This window comes from Pseudomonas sp. WC2401 (assembly GCF_041200115.1).
Classification (GTDB): domain Bacteria; phylum Pseudomonadota; class Gammaproteobacteria; order Pseudomonadales; family Pseudomonadaceae; genus Aquipseudomonas; species Aquipseudomonas fragi.
In genome coordinates this window covers 2571247-2592581 of the sequence record NZ_CP165623.1, presented here as the reverse complement: position 1 = coordinate 2592581, position 21335 = coordinate 2571247, and the positions used below count along the sequence as shown (strand labels likewise).

The window sequence follows — 21335 nt, the reverse complement described above, 5'->3', positions numbered from 1 at the left end:
AGGTCATGAGTAAACACACGTCAGCACCGCCCACTGGCGACCCCTTGCGCATCCGCGAAGGGCTGCCCTTCCCCCTCGGTGCCACCTGGGATGGCCTGGGCGTCAATTTCGCCCTGTTCTCGGCCAACGCCAGCAAAGTCGAACTGTGCCTGTTCGACGCGGCGGGTGAAGTCGAACTGGAGCGGATCGAACTGCCCGAGTACACCGACGAAACCTTTCATGGTTATTTGCCCGATGCCCACCCGGGGCAGGTCTACGGTTACCGCGTCTACGGCCCCTACGAGCCGGAAAACGGCCACCGTTTCAACCACCACAAATTGCTGATCGACCCCTATGCCAAGCAACTGGTAGGCGAACTGAAATGGTCCGAAGCCTTGTTTGGCTACACCATCGGCCACCCCGATGCCGACCTGAGTTTCGATGAACGGGACAGCGCGCCCTTCGTGCCCAAGTGCAAGGTCGTCGACCCGGCGCACACCTGGGGCCATGACCGCCGACTGAGCGTGCCGTGGGAGCGCACCATCTTCTATGAAGCCCATGTGCGCGGTATCAGCATGCGCCACCCGGCCGTGCCGGATGCGCTGCGCGGCACTTTTGCCGGTTTGATGGTGGACGAGGTGGTCGAGCACATCACCGACCTTGGCGTGACCAGTGTCGAACTGCTGCCGGTGCATGCCTTCGTCAACGACCAGCACCTGCTGCAAAAAGGCATGACCAATTATTGGGGCTACAACAGCATCGCCTTTTTCGCCCCGGACCCGCGCTACCTGGCCAGCGGCAAGATTGCCGAGTTCAAGGAAACGGTGGCGCACCTGCACAAGGCCGGGCTGGAGGTGATCCTGGATGTGGTCTACAACCACACCGCCGAAGGCAACGAGCAAGGTCCCACCCTGTCCATGCGCGGCATCGACAACGCCTCGTACTACCGCCTGATGCCCGATGACAAGCGCTATTACATCAACGACTCCGGCACCGGCAACACCCTCGACCTGAGCCACCCGTGCGTCTTGCAGATGGTCACCGACTCGCTGCGCTACTGGGCGCGCGAAATGCACGTCGACGGTTTCCGCTTCGACCTGGCGACCATCCTCGGGCGTTACCACGACGGCTTCAACGAGCGTCACAGCTTTCTGGTGGCTTGCCGCCAGGACCCCCTGCTGCGCCAGGTGAAAATGATCGCCGAACCCTGGGACTGTGGCCCCGGCGGCTATCAAGTCGGCGGTTTCCCGCCCGGCTGGGCAGAGTGGAACGACCGCTTTCGCGACACAGTGCGCGCCTTCTGGAAGGGCGACGAAGGCAAGCTGGCTGAATTTGCCGGGCGCATGACCGGCTCGGCCGACCTGTTCAACCAGCGAGGCCGCAGGCCCTATAGCTCGGTCAACTTCATTACCGCCCATGACGGCTTTACCCTGCACGACCTGGTGTCCTACAACGACAAGCACAACGAAGCCAACGAGGAAAACAACCAGGACGGCAGCAACAACAATATTTCCTGGAATCACGGCGTCGAAGGCCCTACTGACGATCCCGAAATCAACGCCTTGCGCCAGCGCCAGATGCGCAATTTCATGGCCACCCTGTTCCTGGCCCAGGGCACACCGATGCTGGTGGCGGGCGACGAATTTGCGCGTACCCAGCACGGCAACAACAACGCCTATTGCCAGGACAGCGAAATCGGCTGGATCAACTGGGAACTGGACAAGGCCGGCAAATCCCTGCAGGCCTTTGTCAAACGCCTGATCAAGTTGCGCCTGCAGTACCCGATCCTGCGGCGTGGCCTGTTCCTGGTCGGTCACTCTGTCGACACGCCCGAGTTCAAGGACGTGACCTGGCTGGCCCCCGACGGCAACGAGATGACCACAGAACAGTGGGAAGACGCCCAGGCCCGCTGCATGGGCATGCTGCTCGATGGCCGTGCGCAAGTGTCCGGGGTGCAGCGCGCCGGTGCTGACGCCACGTTGCTGATCGTGGTCAATGCCAACCACGACCCGGTCAGTTTCACCCTGCCCAAAGTGCCCCACGGCATCAGTTGGTCATGCAGGCTCGACACCACCGACCCGAGCATCAAGGGCCCGCAGCACCTGCCCTTCAACAAGCCCTACGAGGTTACCGGGCGCTCGCTGGTGTTGTTCGAGCTGCAACACACCGAGGTGTCGTAGAAGTATTGATAAACATCAAGTGCACCCCCATAAAAAGCGGCAAGCTGTTGTTTGAGCTTGCCGCTTTGAAACTGCCCCTGACAGAGGAGTGACCATGCCCACTGAATATGCTGTCGGCAACCCACTTTTATCTGCCACCCCGGCAACAGCGCCTGCCGTGCATCAAATCAAGGTACTGACGGTCAATACGCACAAGGGCTTTACCGCCTTTAACCGCCGCTTCATCCTGCCCGAGCTGCGCGAAGCGGTGCGCAGTACCGGTGCCGATCTGGTGTTTTTGCAGGAGGTGCTTGGCGAGCACGGTAAACACGCCTCGCGCTACGAAGACTGGCCTGCCACCTCACAATATGAATTCCTCGCGGACAGCATGTGGAGCGACTTTGCCTACGGGCAGAATGCCGTTTACCCCGATGGTCATCACGGCAATGCCTTGCTGTCCAAGTTCCCGATCAAGGCCTCGCGCAATCTCGATGTGTCGATCACCGGGCCTGAACGGCGCGGCCTGCTGCACTGCGTGCTGGACGTGCCCGGGCATGACAATGTACATGCCATTTGCGTGCACTTGAGCCTGCTGGAAAGCCATCGTCAGCTACAGATTGTTTTGCTCAACCAGTTGCTTAAATCCTTGCCGCCCCATGAGCCGGTGATCATTGCCGGTGATTTCAACGACTGGAAGCAGCAAGGCAATGCCGCCCTGCGCCAGCGCGACGACCTGCATGAAGTGTTTGAGCGCCATCATGGCAAGGTGGCGAAAACCTACCCGGCCCGCTGGCCGGTGTTGCGCCTGGACCGCATCTACCTGCGCAATGCCAGCAGCCATGACCCAAGGATCCTCGGCGACAAACCGTGGAGCCATTTATCGGATCATTTGCCGTTGGCGGTTGAGGTGCATTTGTAATACGGGGGAAGCCCGCCATGCCCTCACCCTCACCCTCTCCCGAGGGAGAGGGTGCTGATGGGTGGTGTTCTTGAGTCCGCGTGCGGCCAGTCCCCTCTCCCTTCGGGAGAGGCTTAGGGTGAGGGGCTTTGGCTTTACCCAGTCACCGGCCGCAGTATCAACACCCCCAGCGGCGGCAGGTTCAAGGCCAGCGACACATCCTGGCCGTGGCTGGCAACCTGCTGGGTCACCACACCACCGCCGTTGCCATAGTCAGAACCGGCATAGATGGCCGAGTCACTGTTGATCACCTCCTGCCAGGTGCCAGCAAACGGCACGCCAATGCGATACCCCTCACGTGGTACCGGGGTAAAGTTGGTGACCACCAGCAAGGGCTGGCCATCCTTGCTCCAGCGCAGCCAGGCATAAACGCTGTTGGCCGCATCATCGCCAATCAACCATTGGAAGCCCTGCGGTACATCATCCTGCTCATACAGCGCAGGCTGCTCGCGGTACAGCCGGTTCAAGTCACCCACCAGCTTCTGCACGCCCCGGTGCTCGGGGTATTGCAGCAAATACCAGTCCAGCTGCTGATCATGGTTCCACTCGCGCCACTGGCCGAATTCGCAGCCCATAAACAGCAATTTCTTACCCGGATGCGCCCACATAAAGCTCAAATAGGCACGCAGGTTGGCGAATTTCTGCCAGCGATCTCCGGGCATCTTGTCGATCAGCGAGTGCTTGCCATGCACCACTTCATCATGGGAAATCGGCAGGATAAAGCGCTCGGTCCAGGCATAGACCAGGCCAAAGCTCAGCTCGTTGTGATGGTGGGCGCGGTACACCGGGTCTTGCTGAATGTAGTGCAGCGAATCGTGCATCCAGCCCATGTTCCATTTGTAGGAAAACCCCAGCCCGCCCTGATCGGTGCTCTGGCTGACGCCGGGCCAAGCCGTGGACTCTTCGGCAATCACCAGTGCGCCCGGCACTTCGCAGGCAACCACATCGTTGAGATGGCGCAAAAACTCGATGGCTTCGAGGTTTTCCCGCCCGCCATGACGGTTGGGCACCCATTCCCCGGCCTTGCGCGAATAATCGCGGTACAGCATCGAGGCCACTGCATCCACGCGCAGCCCGTCGATATGGAAATGCTTGAGCCAGTGCAGCGCCGAAGCCAGCATAAAGCCATGCACCTCAGTGCGGCCCAGGTTGTAAATCAGGGTATTCCAGTCCTGATGAAAGCCTTCAAGCGGGTTGGCGTATTCGTACAGCGCCGTGCCATCAAACTGCGCCAGCCCGTGGGTATCGTTGGGGAAATGCGCCGGCACCCAGTCCAGAATCACGCCGATACCGGCCATGTGACAGGCATTGACGAACGCGGCAAAATCATCTGGCGAGCCATAACGGGCCGTCGGCGCAAATTGCGACAGGGGCTGATAACCCCAGGAACCACCGAACGGGTGCTCCATGATCGGCATCAGCTCGATATGGGTGAAGCCCAGTTGCTGCACATAAGGGATCAGGCGCTCGGCCAGCTCCGGCCAGGTGTACTGGCGGGCGATATCACCGACATCATCGACCTCACATTGCCATGAGCCTGCATGCAACTCATAGATCGACAGCGGCGCATCATGGCGCTGGCGCTGTTCACGGGCTTGCATCCACTCGCCGTCCTGCCAGTCGATGGCCAGGGGCGCGGCAACCCTGGACGCGGTATCCGGCGGCAACTGCGTGGCCAGGGCCACGGGATCGGCCTTGAGCGGCAAGATGCCGTTGGCGCCGAGGATTTCATACTTGTAGGCTTCGCCCGCTTGCAGGCGCGGCACAAATAGCTCCCACACGCCGTTGGCATGGCGCAGGCGCATGGGGTGGCGACGGCCGTCCCAGCCGTTGAAATCACCCACCACCGAGACGCGCCGCGCATTCGGCGCCCACACGGCAAAGCGCACCCCCGGTACGCCATCGACATGCATCAATTGCGCCCCGAAGCAGCTACTTAAATCGCGGTGATTGCCTTCGGCAAACAGATACAGATCCATCTCACCCAGCAGCGGGCCAAAGCTGTAGGGATCTTCGCTGGTCTGCACCGCATTGCCCCAATCAACCTGCAGCAAGTACGGCCGCGCCTGTGTGAAATGCCCGACAAACAGGCCGGGCACGTTTGCATCATCAAGACGGCCCAGCACCTCACCGGTATCCCTGGCCAGTACATTGACATTTGTCGCGCCGGGCAAATAAGCCCGGATAAACTGCCCGCCGCCGCCATCGGCATGTGCCCCCAGCACCGCAAACGGATCGGGGTGCTCGGCCTTGGTCAGTGCGTCGATATCCGTAGGGGCGGGTAACAGCGAGTCTTTACCTTTACCAGTATCCATGCTCGAACTCATGCTGCTCTCCGTCCGGTAAAGGTTGTGTATGCATGTGCATACTTTTCAGTCATCGACTTGGCCTATGTCCTACAATCCACAGTCCCCACCAAGACTAGCTGTTGTGGGGTTCCCCGTGAGGGCTAATTGCCCTTGGTTTATGCAAAACACATGCAAAGATTGCAGCACCCATAGCGTTTTGCGCCGTCGGTCACATCAGCGGAATCAAACCTGCCCACGGCGGGTCAACCACCCGACAGCCTTCACATCCCGCCACCATGAGGCCATCGTGATGAGCATCCCCATTGCCCCTGAAACCCCCGACCCCAATATCGACAAGCCAGCCTTGCCACCCGTTCCCCCGGCGCCGCCAGAGCAAGAGCCTGACCCGCAGCCCATCGGTGACCCGCCTTGTGAGCAAGTGCCGCGAAAGGTGTGAAGCTGGCTGGCCACGACAGAGGGTGATTCGCTGATTTGCTTGACCCCGATCACCCTCTGTTCCACAGAACTGCGTTAAAGGCGCGCAAAGCCTGTAAAACCGGGGCACAGCCCCGGATGCAGCAGATTGTCGCAGGCCGTCGCCAGAGCGCATCTGATCCGGTTTTAAATCAAATACCTGAGCCTGTTCTGCAAACAGTTCGCTGGGCATAGTGCTCATGCCTGATGGAGGCTGATGAGCGAAAGACCATGAGCGAACAAATTCCCGTCCAGATACTTGAATCATTTGAGGCTCCCCGACCAAGGGCCGCAAAAATCAAAAACAAGTCCAGCGACAACCTGATTCACACCCGCAGTTTCACCGGCCTGTTCCGCACCCTGCGGATCCTGGGCGCAGGCCTGTTGTTTTTGCTGTTCTTTGGCACGGTCTGGCTGAATTGGGACGGCCGCCAGGCGGTCCTTTGGGATTTATCTGAAAGCAAATTCCATATCTTCGGCGCAACCTTCTGGCCGCAGGACTTTATCCTGCTCTCGGCACTGCTAATCATTGCCGCCTTCGGCCTGTTTGCGATCACGGTATTTGCCGGCCGGGTGTGGTGTGGCTACACCTGCCCGCAAAGCACCTGGACTTGGCTGTTTATGTGGTGCGAAAAGATCACCGAAGGTGATAGAAACCAGCGCATAAAACTGCAAGCCGCACCCTGGCGCCTGAACAAGATCCTGCGCCGCACGGCCAAGCACTCGCTGTGGCTGGCCATCAGCGTGATGACCGCGCTGACCTTCGTCGGCTACTTCACGCCGGTACGGCCGTTGGCCACTGAATTGCTGACCCTGGAAATCGCCGGTATCAGCCTGTTCTGGATGCTGTTTTTCACCGGTGCCACCTATCTCAGCGCCGGCTGGCTGCGCGAGGCGGTGTGCATGCACATGTGCCCGTATGCACGGTTCCAGAGCGTGATGTTCGACAAGGACACCCTGGCCATTTCCTATGACGTGGCCCGCGGCGAAAGCCGTGGCCCGCGCAAGCGCGGGGTGGAGCCCAAGCAGACCGGGCTGGGGGATTGCATCGATTGCCATATGTGCGTGCAGGTCTGCCCCACCGGCATCGATATCCGCGATGGCCTGCAAATGGAATGCATCGGCTGCGCAGCCTGTATCGATGCCTGCGACTCGGTGATGGAAAAAATGGGTTACGCCCCGGGCCTGGTGCGCTACACCTCCGAGCACGAACTGCAAGGCGGCAAGACCCACCTGCTGCGCCCGCGCCTGATCGGCTACGCCGTGGTACTGGTGGTGATGATCGGCGCGCTGGTGATGGCCCTGAACATGCGTACCATGGTGTCCCTGGACGTGATCAAGGACCGTGGCCTGTTCCGCGAGAACAGTCAGGGCCAGATCGAGAACATCTACAGCCTGAAAATCATCAACAAGACCCAGGAACCGCAGCACTATCGGGTGTCGTTGCAGGACGCCGAGGACTTCCAGTTGCAGGGCAAGACCGAACTGACCCTGGCCCCCGGCGAGATTGTCGATGTGCCGGTGTCTGTCGCACTACTGGCCGAGCGCCCGAAAAGCAGCTCGCAGACCCTCGAATTTGTGGTCACCGACACCGATGAACCGAACATCCGCAGCGTGGCCAAAAGCCGTTTCGTTGCACCGCTGAACCGTTAATCTGCAAATATGTTGTGTGTGGGAGCGGGCTTGCTCGCGACAGGATCGCTGCGGTGTGTCAGACCAATCGCGGTGAGGCTATCGCGAGCAAGCCCGCTCCCACACATTTGTACTGCGTGCAACCCAACGCCGGACCGAGCCTTACCCCATGAAACGCTATGAAAAATTCGCCGACGATATTGCCGAACTGATCCGCTCCGGGGTGCTCGGCCCCGGGCAGCGCGTGCCTTCGGTGCGCTATGCCAGCCAGACCTATGGGGTCAGCCCCTCGACGGTGTTCCAGGCCTATTACCTGCTGGAGCGCCGCGGCCTGATCCGGGCCAAGCCGCGCTCGGGCTATTTCGTCAACACCCACACCCCCGGCGCCTTCTGTGAACCGGTGTTCAGCGGCCATGTCACCGAATCCACCCAGGTGGATGTCAGCGCCCTGGTGTTTTCGGTGCTGGACTCCATCAAGGACCCGCACACCGTGCCATTCGGCTCGGCCTTCCCCAGCCCGATGCTGTTTCCGCTGCAGCGCCTGGCCCGTTCGATGGCCACCGCCAGCCGCGAGATGGACCCGCGCATGGTGGTCACCGACATGTCCCCCGGCAACCCGCAACTGCGCCGGCAAATAGCCCTGCGCTACATGGTCGGCGGGCTGATGCTGCCGATGGAAGAGCTGCTGATCACCAATGGCGCGCTGGAGGCCCTCAACCTGTGCCTGCAGGCCGTCACCGAGCCCGGCGACCTGGTGGCCATCGAGGCCCCGGCGTTCTACGCCTGCCTGCAAGTACTGGAGCGGCTCAAGCTCAAGGCCGTGGAAATCCCGGTGCACCCCCGTGATGGCATCGATCTCGGGGTGCTGGCACAAACCCTGGAGCGCCACCCGATCAAGGCCGTGTGGTGCATGACCAGCTTCCAGAACCCGATTGGCGCGACCATGCCCGAGGCCAAGAAACAGGCGCTGGTCGAACTGCTGCGCACGCATCAGGTGCCGCTGATTGAAGACGATGTGTACGCCGAACTGTATTACGGCCAGCACCCGCCCAAACCGGCCAAGGCCTTTGATACCGAAGGGCTGGTGATGCATTGCGGCTCGTTTGCCAAAAGCCTGGCACCGGGCTATCGCATTGGCTGGGTGGCGGCGGGCCGTTACGCGCAGAAAATCGAACGGCTGAAACTGATGACCTCGCTGTGCGCCTCCATGCCGGCCCAGGCTGCCATTGCCGATTACCTGCAACACGGCGGCTACGACCGGCACCTGCGCAAGTTGCGCTATGCCCTGGAAGAACAGCAAAGCGCGATGCTGGCGGCCATTGCCCGGTATTTTCCGGCGCAGACACGGGTCAGCCAGCCGTCGGGCGGTTACTTTCTGTGGCTGGAGCTGCCCGAGCAGATGGACTCGCTCAAACTGTTCCAGATGGCGTTGGCGCAAGGGATCAGCATTGCACCGGGGCCGATCTTCTCGGCCACCCAGCGCTTTCGCAACTGCATCCGCCTGAACTATGGCAGCCCGTGGGATGCTGCTTGCGAAAAGGCCATGGAAACATTGGGCAAGATCGTCAAGTCGTTCAGTTGATGCCCACATTCCTGTAGCAGTTGCCGAAGGAACGAGGCTACGTTCGAGATGGTGCGCCACCGCGACGAAGCGCTCGTAAAACCTTCACCCGTGATTTGACTGAAAGACCGAGGTTCAGGCTTTACGACGACTGCGTCGCCGAACGCAGCCTCGTTCCTTCGGCAGCGGCTACAGGGGCAATCTCACCCCGGCATACAGGTGAAGTCCGCCGTGTGTGCCACTTCCTTGCCGTGGCCATCCACCAGCCTTGCGCTGATCTCAGGCCCCAGGCTCGATTCGATTAGTTGGTAGCGCTCGCCGGCCTTGAACCCGGTGTAGTTGACCTTGCCCTGGCAATCCACCTGGTTTTCATCGCCCGTGGCCCCTTCAAACAAGGTCACGTCCAGGCGGTGGGCACCGGGGGTGACTTCGAAGTAGCGGCCATCGTTGATGTTTTTGCCATCCACGCGTTCGGCCATCAGGTCACTGTTGCCCTCTTCTTTAAGACCGATCCACGCCTCGCCCGGGTCTTGCCTGGGCATCGGCCCGGCACAGGCCGACAGCAAGAGCACCAGGCCCAGGGAGGGAATCAGCAACAGCGGTTTAAGGTTCATCGCAGGCGTGCCTCGAAACAATGGAGTAGGCCTCAAGCTTGCAGCGCCCCGCGCCTTGCGCCAAATGAATGAAAGTGAAGGGAAATTCAGCCCGTTACTAAAGGAACCTTCACGTTGCTGAAAGCGGATCGTTAGGTTTGAGCGGTGAGACTGCCGAGGTTTGCAATTCCACTCCCCGGAGGTCCAGGCATGCTCGGGCTGGTAAAGACCGCACTGCACAAGCCCTACACGTTTATCGTGCTGGCGATTTTCATCTGCATCATCGGGCCGCTGGCGGCTGTTCGCACCCCCACGGATGTGTTCCCCGACATCGGTATTCCAGTGGTGGCCGTGGTGTGGCAATACACCGGGCTGGCCCCGGCGGATATGGCGGGCCGGGTGATCTACACCTACGAGCGCTCGCTCAGTACCACAGTCAACGACATCGAACATATCGAGTCGCAGTCACTGCCCGGCATGGGCATCGTGAAAATTTTCTTCCAGCCCGGGGTCGATATTCGTACCGCCAATGCGCAAGTGACGGCCGTGTCACAAACCGTACTCAAGCAAATGCCGCCGGGCATTACCCCACCGCTGATCCTCAATTACAGCGCCTCGACCGTACCGATCCTGCAACTGGCGTTCTCCAGCCCTACCTTGTCGGAAGCGAAAATCCGCGATCTGGTGCAGAACAATATCCGCCTGCCCCTGAGTGCCCTGCCCGGCCTGGCCATGCCCACCCCCATGGGCGGCAAGCAACGCCAGATCACCCTCGACCTCGACCCCCAGGCGCTGGCGGCCAAGGGCCTGTCGGCGCAGGACGTGGGCAATGCCCTGGCGGCGCAGAACCAGATCATCCCGGTGGGCACCGCCAAGCTCGGTACATATGAGTACACGGTGTTGCTCAATAACAGCCCCAAGGCCATCGACGAACTCAATGACCTGCCGATCAAGACCGTCGATGGTGCGCTGATCACCATCGGCCAGGTGGCCCATGTGCGTGATGGCTCGCCGCCGCAAACCAATATCGTGCGGGTCGACGGCCACCGGGCAGTGCTGATGCCGGCGCTGAAGAACGGCAATATCTCAACGCTGTCCATTGTCGACGGCATTCGCGGGATGCTGCCGCGCATCAACGAAACCCTGCCGCCCTCCCTGAAAACTTCGTTGCTGGGCGACGCCTCGGTGTTCGTCAAGCAATCGGTGGGCAGTGTGGCCCAGGAAGGCATTATTGCCGCCCTGCTGACCAGCGCCATGATCCTGCTGTTCCTCGGTAGCTGGCGTTCAACCCTGATTATTGCCGTGTCGATCCCCCTGGCCGTGCTGTCTGCGATCGCACTGCTGGCCCTGAGCGGGCAAACCCTCAATGTCATGACCCTCGGCGGGCTGGCGCTGGCGGTGGGGATTCTGGTGGACGATGCCACCGTCACCATCGAAAACATCAATTGGCACCTTGAACAGGGCAAGTCGGTGCGCGACGCGATCCTCGACGGCGCCAAGCAGATCGTCGGCCCGGCCTTCGTGTCGCTGCTGTGTATCTGCATCGTGTTTGTGCCGATGTTCATGTTGCAAGGCATTGCCGGCTACCTGTTCCGCCCGATGGCACTGTCGGTGATTTTCGCCATGGGCAGCTCCTTTATTCTGTCGCGCACCCTGGTGCCGACCCTGGCGCTGTTTCTGCTCAAGCCACATGTGCCGGAGGAAGGTGCCGGGCATCACCCAGAAGACGGCTACATCAACCATCACGAGGGTGACCAGCACAGCAAGCAGCACTCGGCACCTGTGCGTGCGCTATTGAGCTTTCAGGCCGGTTTCGAGCGGCGCTTCTCGGCGGTGCGCGATGCCTATTACGCACTGCTGGAGTTGGCCCTGGCCAACCGCAAGCGCTTTTTGCTGGGTTTTATGGCCTGCGTGCTAGCCTCCTTTGTGTTGCTGCCAAGCCTGGGCCAGGACTTTTTCCCGGCCACCGATGCCGGGGCCCTGGCCCTGCATGTGCGCTTGCCGCTGGGGACACGCATCGAAGAAAGCGCTGCGGACTTCGACCGCATCGAATCGCGCATTCGTGAAATCATCCCCGCCGACCAGTTGGACACCGTGATCGACAATATCGGCATTCCTCTTAGCGGCATCGATATGGCCTACAGCAGCAGCGGCACAATCGGCCCACAGGACGGCGATATTCAGGTCACCCTCAAGGAAGGCCACAGCCCTACCGCTGACTATGTAAAGCGCCTGCGTGAAGCGCTGCCAGAGAGCTTTCCCGGCAGCCAGTTCGCATTTTTACCGGCGGATATCAGCACCCAGATCCTCAACTTCGGCGCCCCGGCACCGCTGGACGTGAAGATCTCCGGGCATGACGACGAGGCCAACCGCGCCTATGCCCTGGAACTGCAACGGCGCCTGCAACATGTGCCGGGCATTGCCGATCTGCGCATTCAGCAGTCGGTGGGGTACCCGTCGCTGCAGGTCAAGGTCGATCGCCTGCGCGCCAATGGCCTGGGGATTACCGAGCGTGACGTAACCAACAGCATGGTCGCGTCGCTGGCAGGCAGCTCCCAGGTGGCGCCGACGTTCTGGCTCAACCCGCAAAACGGTGTGTCCTACGGCGTGGTCGCGGCCACACCGCAATACCGCCTGGACAGCCTGCCGGCGCTGGAAGCGTTGCCGGTAACGGGCAGCAACGGCCAGTCACAAATCCTCGGCGGGCTGGCCACCATCAGCCGCGTAGAAAGCCCGGCCGTGGTCAGCCACTACAACATCCAGCCGACGCTGGACCTGTACGCCAATATTCAGGGCCGCGATCTGGGCTCGGTGGCGGCGGATGTGCAAAAGGTGATTGACGGCGCGGCCGACCTGCGGCCCAAAGGCGCAATCATCAGCCTGCATGGCCAGATCGACGCCCTGCATGAGGCCTTCAGCGGCCTGAGTTTTGGCCTGCTCGGCGCGGTGGTGCTGATCTACCTGCTGATCGTGGTCAACTTCCAGTCCTGGGTCGACCCGTTCGTGATCATCACCGCCCTGCCCGCAGCCCTGGCCGGGATTGTGTGGATGCTGTTCCTCAGCGGCACCTCGCTGTCGGTGCCCGCCCTGACCGGCGCCATCCTGTGCATGGGGGTGGCTACGGCCAACTCGATTCTAGTGGTGAGCTTCTGCCGCGAACGGCTGGCCGAGCATGGCGATGCCCTCAAGGCGGCGCTGGAAGCGGGCTACACACGCTTCAGACCGGTGTGTATGACCGCACTGGCGATGATGATTGGCATGCTCCCGCTGGCCTTGTCAGAAGAACAGAACGCCCCCCTCGGACGCGCCGTTATTGGCGGTCTGATGCTGGCCACCGTTGCCACCCTGCTGTTCGTGCCCGTGGTGTTCAGCCTGGTGCACGGCCGTGAAAAAAATCGCGCTGCTGCTGGAGAAACTTCCCATGTCGTCTGATCAAAAACCTTCGCGCAAGCGCTTGATGTACCTGGGCATCGGTGGCCTGACCCTGGCTGCCTTGCTAGTGGCCAACGGCCTGGCCGCCCGCAGTCGCCACGAACAGGCGGTGAGCCAATGGACCGAAGCGGCCGCACTGCCGATTGTCAGCGTGTTCCAGCCACTGCAGAACGCCCACGGCGACACCCTGCGCCTGCCCGCGCACCTGGAAGCGTGGAGCAAGGCGCCTATCCATGCCCGGGTCAACGGCTACCTGCAAAGCTGGCAGACCGATATCGGCAGCAAGGTCAAGGCCGGGCAAATTCTGGCAGTGATCGACAGCCCCGATCTGGATCAGCAACTGGCCCAGACCCGCGCGCACATGCGCCAGGAGCAGGCCAACGCCCGGCTGGCGGCCACCACGGCCACGCGCTGGCAAAACCTGCTGGCCAGCCACTCGGTATCGCGCCAGGAGGCCGACGAAAAACTGTCCAATGCAGCCGCCGCCAGGGCCAATGCCCAGGCTGCCGAAGCTGATTACGCACGCCTATCGACGCTGGAAGCCTACAAGACCATTCGTGCGCCGTTCGCCGGCACCATCACCGCGCGCCACACCGATATTGGCCAGTTGATCAAGGCCGACACCGACAGCGATACCGAGCTGTTCGATATCGCCGACACCCACCAGCTGCGCCTGTATGTGCCGGTGCCGCAGAACTACGCCAGCGTGATCCGCCCCGGCATGCAGGTGCAGCTCAACGTACCGGAACATCCGGGGCAGACGTTCAACGCAACACTGATCGGCAACTCGACCGCGATTGATCAGCGTTCCGGCACCCTGATGGCCCAGTTTGTCGCGCAAAACCCCGGCGACGCGCTGATGCCCGGCGACTATGCCGAGGCGGTGCTGTCGATCCCGGCCGATACCCACGGCGTCAGCATCCCGGCCAGCGCGTTGATCTTCCGCGCCCAGGGCACCCAGGTGGCGGTGCTCGACAGCGCTCGGCATGTGCACTTGCAAACCATCCATATCGGCCTTGACCTGGGTGAGCGACTGGTGATCGACCAGGGCCTTAAGGCGGCCGACACGGTCATCGACAACCCGCCTGACGCCTTGCGTGAAGGTGATTCGGTGAAACTGGCCAACGCAGGAGCCCCCCATGCAGCCAAGGCTTAAACGCAGCGCCCTGTTACTGGCCCTGGCGTTGCAGGGCTGTTCGCTGGCGCCGATCTACAAGACCCCCGACCTGCAACTGCCCGCGCACTACCGCGAGCAAAGCAGCGACGGCCCGTGGCACAGCGCGCAACCGGCCGACCAGCTGTCACCGCAGTGGTGGCGGGTGTATCAGGACGAACGCCTGAACAGCCTGCAACAGCAGTTGCTCAAGGCCAACCCGGATCTGGCCGCGGCGCTGGCGCACTTTGATGCAGCGCAGGCATATGCCAGCCAGTTGCACGCCGGGCTCTTTCCACAAGTTAGCGCCAGTGGTCAGCCGCTGCGCCAGCGCCAATCAGACAACCGACCGTTGCGCGGCAGTACTCAACCTCCCGTCTACAACAGCAATACGGCGGGGTTTGCGCTGAATTTCGACCTCGACCTGTGGGGCAAAATCCGCAATCAAGTGGCAGCAGGAGATGCCCAGGCCCAGGCCTCGGCGGACGATCTGGCCGTGGCGCGCCTTAGCCTGCAACGCCAACTGGCCAGCCTTTATGTGCAAATTGACGGGCTGGATGCCCAGCAGCAGATCCTGTCCCGCTCGCTGGATGATTACGGCCAGGCCCTGGCATTGACCCGCTCGCGCTATGAAGGGCAAATCGCCTCCGAACTTGACCTGACCCGCGCCCAGAGCCAATTGGCCGAAGCCGAGGCGCAACTGGACGATGTGCGCGGCCAGCGTAACCTGGCCGAACACGCCATTGGCGAACTGGTGGGCGAGCCCGCCAGCAGCTTCCAGCTGGCGCCAGGCAAGCAGACCCTGGGCCTGCCCGACCCGCCGCACACCCTGCCCAGCACCCTGCTGCAGCGACGCCCCGACATCGCCGCAGCCGAACGCCGGGTATTTGCCGCCAACGCCGGGATCGGCGTGGCGAAAGCGGCCTGGTACCCGGACTTCAGCCTGACCGGCCTGCTGGGCGGGCAAACCCAGGGCAGCGGCAACTTGCTGTCTGCTGGTAATCGGTTCTGGGCGTTGGGGCCGTTGGTCAACCTGCCGATTTTTGACGGTGGCAGGCTGGATGCTCAGGAGCGCCAGGCCAGGGCTGAATTTGCAGAAGCCTCGGCCCACTACCGCAGCCAGGTGTTGCACGCGGTGCGCGAAGTTGAAGATAACCTGGGCCAGCTGCGCGACCTGCAACAGCAAAGCCTCGACGAACAGGCCGCGGCCAACGCGGCCGAACACACCCGGGCCATTGCCACCCACAGCTACGAAGCGGGCGCGGTGAGTTACCTGGACGTCGTCACCGCCCAGACCGCCGCCCTGCAGGCGCAGCGCCAGGTACAAGCCCTGCGCACCCGGCAGTTGCAGGCCAGCGTGGGGTTATTGACGGCCCTAGGGGGTGGTTGGGATCAGTCAGTACAAAACCTGTAAATACTCTGTTGCCGGTTACGGGTTCCTTGTATGAGCTGACTCGCGGAGCAAGGCTGCGTCCGGCTGTGTAGCGGCCTTAAAGCTCGGAGTCGGGTTTAACCGGTACGCGCAGGTGCCTAGTTTTACGACTGTTGCGTCTCAGTGGCGCACCCAGCCGGACGTAGCCTCGTTCTACTCGTCTACGGCTACAGGAAAACAGTTAACCCGAGTACATATCCAGCATTCGCGTTTAACTGAAATTATGGTTTCGCCCTTACGGCGAGTCCCTTTTGTCAAACAGCCACAAAAGGAACCAAAAAGGCCTTGCCCCTGGCGTACGGCCTTCGCTGCGCTCAGGTTCCCTCACTCCGGTCCCGCTCCGTGGGCCCGCCGCCACGGGCCATCCATGGCCCATCGCGGCTCTCCCGGCATCCATGCCGGTCGGCCCACTGCGCAGAACCTCCTCTCGGCCTCCCGATGGGGCAGGTAGATCAAGATCGAAAGCAGATCAAAAACCTCCGAGGCGGCCAACTGGCCGACCTGTTGGCGCAAGTGTGTACGGCGCAATCTTTGTAGTAGTTGACGAGCGGAGCGAGGCTGCGTAGCGGCCCTAAAGCCCGGGAGTCGGATCTAACTGGCACACCACAGGCGTCTGGTTTTACGACTGCTGCGTTGCAGTGGCACACCAAACCAGACGTAGCCTCGTTCTACTCGTTAACTGCTACAGATGAGAGCGTGCTTCAGATGCGAATCCTGTAGCCGCTGCCGCAGGCTGCGACAAGGGCCGCAGGCCCTTCGCTTCAGGTCAAAGCACAGGTCGCGGCGCAACCCGTCGCAGCCTCGCTGTGCTCCTCAGCGGCTACACACCGTTTTCGAAGCCGCCAACATCGCCTTGAGCAGCACGGCACACCCCGCCGCGAGATCCTTGGGATCGGCGTTTTCGATTTCGTTGTGGCTGATGCCACCTTCGCACGGCACAAATATCATGCCCGCCGGGCCCAACTCGGCCAGGAAGATGGCGTCATGCCCTGCCCCGCTGACAATATCCATGTTCGACAAGCCCAGTTCATTGGCCGCATCACGTACCGCGCTGACGCAATCAGGGTTGAAGTACAAAGGCGGAAAATCCGCAGTGGGCGTCAGTTCAAAACTCAGGCCATGCTCTTTGCAGGTGGCCTCGATGACCCCGCGCACCTGTTCGATCATCGAGTCCAGGCGCTCGGGCAGCAAATGCCGGAAATCCAGGGTCATGCGCACTTCTCCGGGGATCACGTTGCGCGAACCCGGGTAGGCTTGCAGGCAACCCACGGTGCCGCAGGCATGGGGCTGGTGGCCGAGGGCAGCCTGGTTGACGGCAGCCACCACGGCCGCCGCGCCCACCAGGGCGTCCTTGCGCAGATGCATGGGCGTCGGCCCGGCATGGGCTTCGACGCCGCGCAAGTTGAGGTCGAACCATTTCTGCCCCAGGGCACCCAGCACCACACCGATGGTCTTGCGCTCGTCTTCGAGGATCGGCCCTTGCTCGATATGGGCTTCAAAGTACGCCCCCACCGGATGCCCGCTGACCTTGCGGCTGCCGGCATAGCCGATCGCATCCAGGGCTTCACCCACGGTTACGCCCTGGGCATCGGTTTTGGCCAGGGTTTCTTCGAGGGTGAATTTTTCTGCAAATACCCCGGAGCCCATCATGCACGGCGCAAATCGCGAGCCCTCTTCGTTGGTCCACACCACCACTTCCAGCGGCGCTTCGGTCTCGATGTTGAGGTCGTTGAGGGTACGCAGCACTTCAACCCCGGCGAGCACGCCGAAGCAGCCATCAAACTTGCCGCCCGTGGGCTGGGTGTCGATATGGCTACCGGTCATTACCGGTGGCAACTCGGGGTTGCGCCCGGCGCGGCGGGCAAAGATATTGCCCACGGCATCCACGCTGACGGTGCAGCCCGCCTCTTCGCACCAGCGCACGAAAATATCCCGGGCCTGACGGTCGAGGTCGGTAAGGGCCAGGCGGCACACGCCGCCTTTGACCGTGGCGCCAAGCTGGGCCAGTTCCATCAGCGAGGCCCACAGGCGCTCGCCGTTGATCGATTGCGGGCGTTGCTGTTGCAGCTCTTGTGCAGCGTTCATGGTGTTTTCCTCAGGCATTTTTTATAGGAGTCGGCTTCAAACCGAGCCTTCGACGGTCTCGACCTGCTGGCTGCCCAGACGGTGCAGCGCGTAGTAAATCCCGGCCCCGAGCAACGACCCGGTAAACCAGCCGAAATCGTAGAACCAGCTAAAAGCGTTGCTGCCCAGTGACAGCAGGGTCAGCACCACAGGTACGCCAAAGGCGATAAAACCGTTCCAGTGCCAGGCCGGATACACGCCGTCGCGGTACAACCCGGCGAGGTCGAGTTTTTGCTGACGAATGATGAAATAGTCGACCACCATGATCCCGGCAATCGGGCCCAGCAGGCTGGAATAACCCAGCAGCCAGTTGGAATACACCGTCTCCAGGCTCACGTCCGAGACCAGCAGGCCGAGTTTTTTCAGCAGTTCATGGGCCATCAGCGCCAGCCCCACCAGGCCGGTCAATATCACCGCCGTGGTGCGGTTGATCAGCTTGGGGGCGATGTTCTGGAAGTCATTGGTGGGCGATACAATATTGGCCGCGGTGTTGGTCGACAGCGTGGCAATGATGATCAATGCCATCGCCAGTGCCACCCAACCCGGGCTCTGGATATGACCGATCAGGCTGACCGGGTCGGACACGGTAACGCCGACCAGTTTTTCCGACGCGGCGGTCATCACCACACCCAGGGCGGCAAACAGGAACATGGTCAGCGGCAGGCCAAAAATCTGCCCCAGGATCTGGTCTTTCTGGCTTTTGGCGTAGCGGCTGAAGTCCGGGATGTTCAGGGACAAGGTGGCCCAGAACCCCACCATCGCGGTCAGGCCGGCAAAGAAGTAACCATACACGCTGGCGCCTTCCGGGCGTTTGGGTGGCTGGGCCAGCAGTTCGGTCATCGACACGTTGGGCAACGCCCACACCAGCAGACCCAGACCGACCAGCACCAGCAGCGGTGCCGACAGGGTTTCCAGCCACTTGATCGACTCGGCGCCGCGCAACACCACCCACAGGTTGAGCGCCCAGAAAATCATGAAGCCGATCACTTCACCGGTACCCCCCAGGCTTTTCCAGCCCTCGAACACCGAGCCCAGAAACAGGTGAATGGCCAGGCCACCGAACAGCGTCTGGATCCCGAACCAACCACACGCCACCAGGGCGCGGATCAGGCACGGAACGTTGGAGCCGATAATGCCGAAGGAAGAGCGCAGCAACACCGGAAAGGGAATGCCGTATTTGGTGCCCGCAAAAGCGTTGAGGGTGAGTGGGATCAATACCACTATATTGGCCAGCAAGATTGCCAGCAGTGCCTCACCGACCGACAACCCGAAATACGCGGTCAGTACCCCGCCCAGGGTGTAGGTGGGCACGCAAATGGACATACCGACCCACAGGGCAGTGATATGCCATTTGTTCCAGGTGCGTTCGTGCACCTGGGTGGGGGCGATGTCTGGGTTATAGCGGGGGCTGTCGAGGACTTCAGGCCCGGCGTCCAATTCGTACAAGCCGTTACGTTCGGTGACTTTTGATCTGCTCGGTTGCATGTTCGATCACTCTCTTATTTGTGCTGTCAGGCCCTGCACATGGATACAGGGCGTTTCCCTTGCCTGGATACTCACTTGTCTGCATCGGCCCGCGCGGTCATGACAGCGACAATCAAGAACTGTGCCGTGTTAGTTGCACCTTCCCCGCACACTGGCTTTTATCACTTGCAACTCTCTGGTTTTAAAACTGTTTTAACCTCGTATTCAAATGACTCTCATTCCTATTTATCCCTGGTGTTGTTTTTTTGATATAGCCAAATGAAACAACTCGGTGCGTGCTTATTTAATTTATCGATTCATCCCCTTCGCCCTGCGCACTCAAGCGCCTGATTTCGCATAAGAAACTTCGCTTATATTTGATTCCTGTCAAGTGCGTCAAAATGGTGAGTGCGTGCATCATTTTGGTGATTTGTTTTAAAAACATATATAAATCAATTAGTTAACTCAAATGTACATCTTAAAAAATAAAGTTTGATCATTTTCAAACAACCCTCTAGATTTTATTCCTGTCACCAGTGGCAGGAATGCAAACTCCCCACTAATTTTAATAACAACACTTAGAGCCGGCTCAAGCCGGTCAGCCTGCGAGGAACTCCGTATGTCGCTGTTAATCCGTGGCGCTACGCTTGTGACCCATGATGAAAGTTATTGTGCGGATGTTTATTGTGCTGACGGTCTAGTCCGCGCAATTGGTACTGATCTTGATGTTCCTGCAGACTGCGAAGTGCTCGATGGCAGCGGCCAGTATTTGATACCGGGTGGTATTGACCCCCACACTCATATGCAATTGCCATTTATGGGCACCGTCGCCAGCGAAGACTTTTTCAGTGGCACCGCAGCCGGTCTGGCCGGCGGTACTACATCGATTATCGACTTTGTCATTCCCAACCCGCAGCAGTCCCTGCTGGAGGCTTTTCATCAGTGGCGCGGTTGGGCCGAAAAGTCAGCAGCCGACTACGGCTTTCATGTCGCCATCACCTGGTGGAGCGAGCAGGTACGCGAAGAGATGGCCGAGCTGGTCAGCCATCACGGCATCAACAGCTTCAAGCACTTCATGGCCTACAAGAACGCGATCATGGCCGCCGACGACACCCTGGTGGCCAGCTTCGAGCGTTGCCTGGAACTGGGCGCGGTCCCCACTGTGCATGCCGAAAACGGCGAACTGGTGTACCACCTGCAACGCAAACTCATGGCCCAGGGCATGACCGGGCCGGAAGCCCACCCGCTGTCGCGCCCTTCCCAGGTGGAAGGCGAAGCTGCCAGCCGGGCGATCCGCATTGCCCAGACCATTGGCACGCCGTTGTATCTGGTGCATGTGTCGACCCGTGAAGCACTCGACGAAATTACCTACGCCCGCAGTCAGGGCCAACCGGTATATGGCGAAGTACTGGCCGGGCATTTGCTGCTGGATGACAGCGTGTACCAGCACCCCGACTGGCAAACGGCGGCCGGTTATGTGATGAGCCCGCCCTTCCGCCCCCGCGGGCATCAGGAAGCCCTGTGGCACGGCCTGCAGTCCGGCAACCTGCACACCACCGCCACCGACCATTGCTGCTTTTGTGCCGAGCAAAAGGCCGCCGGGCGCGATGATTTCAGCAAGATCCCCAACGGCACCGCGGGGATCGAAGACCGCATGGCGCTGTTGTGGGATGAAGGGGTGAATACCGGGCGTTTGTCGATGCAGGAGTTCGTCGCGCTGACCTCCACCAACACCGCGAAGATTTTCAATATCTACCCGCGCAAAGGCACGATCCGGGTAGGAGCCGATGCCGATCTGGTGCTGTGGGACCCTTTGGGCACGCGCACCATTTCCGCCAAGACTCACCACCAGAATGTCGATTTCAATATTTTTGAAGGCAAGACCGTGCGTGGCGTGCCCAGCCATACCATCAGCCAGGGTCGCCTGGTGTGGGTCGATGGCGACCTGCGGGCCGAGCGCGGCGCCGGGCGTTACATCGAACGTGCGGCCTACCCCGCCGTGTTCGACTTGTTGAAAAAACGCGCCGAGCACCAGCAGCCGGTGGCTGTTAAGCGCTGAGCCACAAGGTACTGCCCGACAGAGGCA

General features: G+C 61.0%; 13 protein-coding genes. 9 read left to right on the top strand and 4 right to left on the bottom strand.

Features of this window, described 5'->3' with window-relative positions:
* Positions 1-5 precede the first annotated feature (5 nt).
* Together glgX and AB3G35_RS11815 are read left to right on the top strand one after the other, a co-directional pair.
* Positions 6-2159 carry a glycogen debranching protein GlgX gene (gene glgX / locus AB3G35_RS11820; RefSeq protein WP_016780440.1) on the top strand — a complete coding sequence of 718 codons (2154 nt, stop codon included), beginning with the start codon at positions 6-8 and terminating at the stop codon, positions 2157-2159.
* A 94-nt stretch (positions 2160-2253) separates the two neighbouring features.
* Positions 2254-3057, top strand: coding sequence for an endonuclease/exonuclease/phosphatase family protein (locus AB3G35_RS11815; protein ID WP_106116156.1), 804 nt, complete (start codon positions 2254-2256; stop codon positions 3055-3057).
* A gap of 134 nt (positions 3058-3191) precedes the next feature.
* Here the strand turns inward: AB3G35_RS11815 and glgB are convergent, their stop codons facing one another.
* Positions 3192-5411 carry a 1,4-alpha-glucan branching protein GlgB gene (glgB, locus tag AB3G35_RS11810; protein ID WP_369782705.1) on the bottom strand — a complete coding sequence of 740 codons (2220 nt, stop codon included), beginning with the start codon at positions 5409-5411 and terminating at the stop codon, positions 3192-3194.
* A 283-nt stretch (positions 5412-5694) separates the two neighbouring features.
* On the opposite strand from glgB, the gene AB3G35_RS11805 reads away from it, so the two are divergent.
* From AB3G35_RS11805 to mapR, 3 genes are all read left to right on the top strand, one after another.
* Entirely contained in the window at positions 5695-5841 is a 147-nt protein-coding gene (locus AB3G35_RS11805; RefSeq protein ID WP_016780437.1) for a hypothetical protein, read from the top strand.
* 248 nt (positions 5842-6089) lie between these two features.
* On the top strand, positions 6090-7511 hold the full coding sequence (gene ccoG / locus AB3G35_RS11800; RefSeq protein ID WP_369782703.1) for a cytochrome c oxidase accessory protein CcoG: 1422 nt from the start codon (positions 6090-6092) through the stop codon (positions 7509-7511).
* A gap of 148 nt (positions 7512-7659) precedes the next feature.
* Entirely contained in the window at positions 7660-9072 is a 1413-nt protein-coding gene (mapR, locus tag AB3G35_RS11795) for a GntR family transcriptional regulator MpaR (RefSeq protein WP_106116154.1), read from the top strand.
* Positions 9073-9254: 182 nt separating this feature from the next.
* Here the strand turns inward: mapR and AB3G35_RS11790 are convergent, their stop codons facing one another.
* Positions 9255-9665: a hypothetical protein gene (locus AB3G35_RS11790; protein ID WP_106116153.1), complete on the bottom strand. Its 411-nt coding sequence runs from the start codon at positions 9663-9665 to the stop codon at positions 9255-9257.
* 189 nt (positions 9666-9854) lie between these two features.
* Here AB3G35_RS11790 and AB3G35_RS11785 point away from each other — a divergent pair, with 189 nt between their 5' ends.
* From AB3G35_RS11785 to AB3G35_RS11775, 3 genes are read left to right on the top strand one after another with little or no spacing between them, the layout of a single operon-like run.
* Positions 9855-13076, top strand: a complete 3222-nt coding sequence (locus AB3G35_RS11785) for an efflux RND transporter permease subunit (RefSeq protein WP_324708074.1) — start codon at positions 9855-9857, stop codon at positions 13074-13076.
* Positions 13066-14232 carry an efflux RND transporter periplasmic adaptor subunit gene (locus AB3G35_RS11780; protein ID WP_106116151.1) on the top strand — a complete coding sequence of 389 codons (1167 nt, stop codon included), beginning with the start codon at positions 13066-13068 and terminating at the stop codon, positions 14230-14232. Before AB3G35_RS11785 ends, AB3G35_RS11780 begins: the two co-directional genes overlap by 11 nt.
* Complete coding sequence (locus AB3G35_RS11775) at positions 14216-15643, top strand: efflux transporter outer membrane subunit (RefSeq protein ID WP_369782702.1); 1428 nt, start codon at positions 14216-14218, stop codon at positions 15641-15643. Before AB3G35_RS11780 ends, AB3G35_RS11775 begins: the two co-directional genes overlap by 17 nt.
* Before the next feature lie 831 nt (positions 15644-16474).
* Here AB3G35_RS11775 and AB3G35_RS11770 read toward each other — a convergent pair.
* On the bottom strand, positions 16475-17746 hold the full coding sequence (locus AB3G35_RS11770; protein ID WP_016780427.1) for a Zn-dependent hydrolase: 1272 nt from the start codon (positions 17744-17746) through the stop codon (positions 16475-16477).
* 36 nt (positions 17747-17782) lie between these two features.
* Positions 17783-19270 carry an NCS1 family nucleobase:cation symporter-1 gene (locus AB3G35_RS11765; RefSeq protein ID WP_016780426.1) on the bottom strand — a complete coding sequence of 496 codons (1488 nt, stop codon included), beginning with the start codon at positions 19268-19270 and terminating at the stop codon, positions 17783-17785.
* 598 nt (positions 19271-19868) lie between these two features.
* On the opposite strand from AB3G35_RS11765, the gene hydA reads away from it, so the two are divergent.
* The gene (hydA, locus tag AB3G35_RS11760; protein ID WP_029611352.1) at positions 19869-21308 is read left to right on the top strand and encodes a dihydropyrimidinase; all 1440 of its coding nucleotides are present in this window, start codon (positions 19869-19871) and stop codon (positions 21306-21308) included.
* The last annotated feature ends 27 nt before the right edge of the window (positions 21309-21335 follow it).